We start from the raw sequence: 3,430 nt of genomic DNA, 5'->3' as shown, positions 1-3,430 counted from the left end.
TTGGAGCCCGGGTCGAAGTCGTATCCCCACACGTGGCTGAGGAGCTGCTCACGGGACAGCACCTGTCCCGGGTTTCGCAGGAAGGTCTCCGCGAGCGCGAACTCCCGAGCGGAGAGGTCGACGACGCGACCCCCGACGCTGGCCCTTCTGGTCCGCAGGTCGAGGGACAGGTCCCCGTAGGTGAGCACGGTCGTCTCCGCTGATCCGGTCTCACGGAGTCGGAGGCGAACCCGAGCCAGGAGCTCCTCGAAGCGGAACGGCTTCGCCATGTAGTCGTCCGCTCCGCCCTCGAGGGCCGCCACCGTGTCACCGACGGAGTCCCGGGCGGTCAGGACGATGACGGGCAGCGAGCTGCCTGAGGCCCGCAGCCGGTCGAGGACGCCGAAGCCGTCGAGACCCGGCAGGCCGATGTCCAGGATCATCAGGTCGAACTCCCCGGACATCGCATAGTCGAGCGCGGTGATCCCGTCGTGAACGACCGTGGGGGTGAAGCCGTTCGAGCGCAAACCTTTCTGCACGAACGAGGCGATTCGTTCCTCGTCCTCGACGATGAGGATGCGGTTCATGCGTCGGCCTCGATGTCGTTCGGGACGCCGACCCCGGACGGATCGGCCTCTTCGTGGCGTGTCGGCAGGGTCATGGTGAAGACCGACCCTCCGCTGGGCTGCCGAGCCACCTCGACGGTGCCGTGGTGCGCTTCGGCGATTGCACGGACGATGGCGAGGCCAAGGCCCGAACCCTCGGCACGGTTGCCGTCGCTGCCCCTGGCGAACCGCTCGAAGATTCGCTCAGTGTCGGCCGGACGCACGCCGGCGCCCTCGTCGCGAACCCACACCCGGGCCTGGTCCCCGCGCACGTCCGTCCCGATCCCGATCGTCGTGCCGGGCTCGCTGAACTTCACGGCGTTGTCGGCCAGCTGGAGCACGGCCTGCGACAAGCGCTGCTCGTCGGCGAGCACCGTCGCCTCCGACCGGGCCTCGACCCGCCAGCGCCGGTCGCCGAGGGCAACGGCCTTGTGGAGAACTTCGTCCGTGAACGGCCCCAGCGGCATCGGCGCGAACCGGACGAAGTCCGCCCGGTCCGCCTTGGAGAGCAGGATGAGGTCCTGGGTGAGGCGAGCCATCCGGTCGAGCTCGTCGAGCAGGAGGGCCCGCGTCTCCTCGACATCCCGGGGGTCGTCGGGGTTCATCAGCTCGAGGTGGCCTCGGACGATGGTGAGGGGCGTCTTCAGCTCGTGGCCGGCGTCGTCGAGGAACTGGCGCTGGGTCCCGAATGCCGCCTCGAGACGGTCGAGCATGTCGTTGAACGTCTGTGCGAGCTCGGAGATGTCGTCCGACCCGGGCACCACGACGCGCTGCGTGAGGTCGCTCTCACCGATTCGCTGAGTGGTCTCCCGGAGGTCGCGCAAGGGGCGAAGCAACCGCCCCGCGACCAGCCAGCCGACGAGACCGATGAGCAGCAGGGCCCCGAGGGCGACGAGGGCGTAGGTCCGCATGAGATCGCGCTGGCGGCCCAGCTCGCGGTCGACCGCGAAGGCGATGGCGAACTTGCCGACCACGTCAGAGCCGTCCAGCCGGACCGGAACCACGGTGAGGCGCACGGCACCGATCGAGGTTGTCACGTCCGTCGTGACGACGCGGTTCGAGCTGTTGGGCACGGCCGCCACCGCGGTGGAGATCTCGGGGGACTTGACGAGCTCCGGCGGGCCACCGGGGGTGTACGCGTGCGGCTTGTCGTCGAGGAAGCTGAGGAACTTCTCGTGCTCGCTCGGCACATTGCGCGAGAGCGCCACGAGGAGCAGCTGCTCCACGCTCGTGAAGGGCTCGCCGGAGTCCGGGTCCACCCCTTGGGTCGCCAGGTTCCGGAACTCCTCGACCTCCTGGGCCGAGGCGGCGTCGACCTGCTCCAGGGTGCGGCTGTTCTGGATCGCGTTGGCGACCCCGCCTGAGACCGCGAGCCCGAGGGCGCACATGATGAGCACCGAGGAGAGCACCCGGACGCGCACGGAGAGGCGGTGGTGCCAGGCGACCGGGGCCTCCGCCGGGCCCTCGCCCGGGCTGACAGTCTCACCGGACACGGACGGCGCTCCTGCCCACCCACTGCTCCACGAGGTCGAGCCGGGAGCTCGTCGCGGATTCCCACCCGGCCTCCTGAACCCGGTGTGGTCCGGTGGCGAGGGACATCGCGACCCCGGCGACACGTGCGCGAAGCTCCCGCGGGTCGACCCCTCGCTCCATGACGTCCGCCCACGACCGGGACAGGGCACGCAGCCGCGCCCGGTGAGCTTCAGACATCACGGCCAGCACCTCCAGATGGGCGATGACGCACGCCAGGTCGTCCGTCCGTCGACCCGGCCCGGCCGTGTCGACGTCGAGCACTCCACTGACCCGCCCGCTACGGCCCAGAAGCAGCTGCCCCTCGTAGAGATCCCCGTGGGTCGGCTCGTCAGCAGGGGCGCCTGCCACGACCTGCGCGACCTCCGCTGCGAGCTGGCGCGCGCGGTCCGCCTCTGCCGGGAGGGCCGCCCCGATGACCCGCGCGTAGTACTCGGCGTTCTCGCTCCAGGCGGCCCGGCGAGGCAGGTCGAGGACGCCTGCGGGCAACCGGTCGAGCAGGCCGACCACGTCAATGGCCGCAGGCAGGGGGGCATCCGGGCGCCAGAGGGCGGCGCGCATCGATGTGCCCTCGAGGCGCTCGAGCACGAGCAGGCCGGCCTCGGTCCAGCCGAGGCTCCGTGGCACCGGCACCCCGGCGTCGTGGAGCAGGACGTGTCGCCGATGGAGGTCCTCCGCCCGGCCCGGGCGGAGGACCTTGACGAAGAAGGCCGCGGTCGGCGAGCGCACCTCGACGACGGCCCGTCGCCTCGGGCGGTAGGCACGCATCCTGATCCGCACATCGGCAGCCTTCGTGCCCGTGACCCCCAGCATCGCCAGGAGCGTCGCCATCTGGCCGGGATCGGCGGCGATCGCCAGGCCAGGCAGCCCGGGATCCTGCGGGACGCGCCACACCGCGACGCGCGAGGTGCCGTTGCTCAGCTGCAGGATGCCAGGCTGGTCCGTCACCCCTGCGAGCCCGATACTCGCGCCCAAGGTCTCCTGCGTCTCGTGCGCGGTCTGCCCGTCGGCACTGCCACCGTCTCCCGCAGCGTGCCAACGGACCTTCACGGAGTAGGACGCGGTCGTGCTCGAGTCGGGACGGTGGTCCACCTGCTTCACCGACCAGTGGACGACCTCACCGCCGGCCGTGGCGACGGCAGCGTTCAGCAGCTCGGCGGCGTCGGGGCCGGTCAGCAGAACGAGGTCGGGGTGGGTCACCCCCTCATCGTGCCAACTGACGGTGAGTCGCGGGTGAGGCAATCATGAGACGGTTCTCATCTCCGACGAGGTGGGAGACGCCCCGGAGCCGGCTGCCGTCCCGGCTGCCGTCCCGG

At 71.0% G+C, this 3,430-nt stretch carries 3 protein-coding genes; all 3 read right to left on the bottom strand.

The features are described 5' to 3' along the window. Positions 1-566: response regulator transcription factor (locus LOY02_RS10505; RefSeq protein WP_317182308.1), on the bottom strand; the 566-nt coding region annotated here is incomplete at its 3' end. Then, positions 563-2,077, bottom strand: a complete 1,515-nt coding sequence (locus LOY02_RS10500) for a HAMP domain-containing sensor histidine kinase (protein ID WP_317182307.1) — start codon at positions 2,075-2,077, stop codon at positions 563-565. The genes LOY02_RS10505 and LOY02_RS10500, both read right to left, overlap by 4 nt. After that, the gene (locus LOY02_RS10495) at positions 2,067-3,314 is read right to left on the bottom strand and encodes an aminoglycoside phosphotransferase family protein (protein WP_317182306.1); all 1,248 of its coding nucleotides are present in this window, start codon (positions 3,312-3,314) and stop codon (positions 2,067-2,069) included. Before LOY02_RS10495 ends, LOY02_RS10500 begins: the two co-directional genes overlap by 11 nt. Positions 3,315-3,430: the final 116 nt, after the last annotated feature.

Source organism: Intrasporangium sp., assembly GCF_032907665.1.
In the GTDB taxonomy this organism is placed as follows: Bacteria; Actinomycetota; Actinomycetes; order Actinomycetales; family Dermatophilaceae; genus Intrasporangium.
This window is presented reverse-complemented; position numbering and strand designations above follow the sequence as displayed.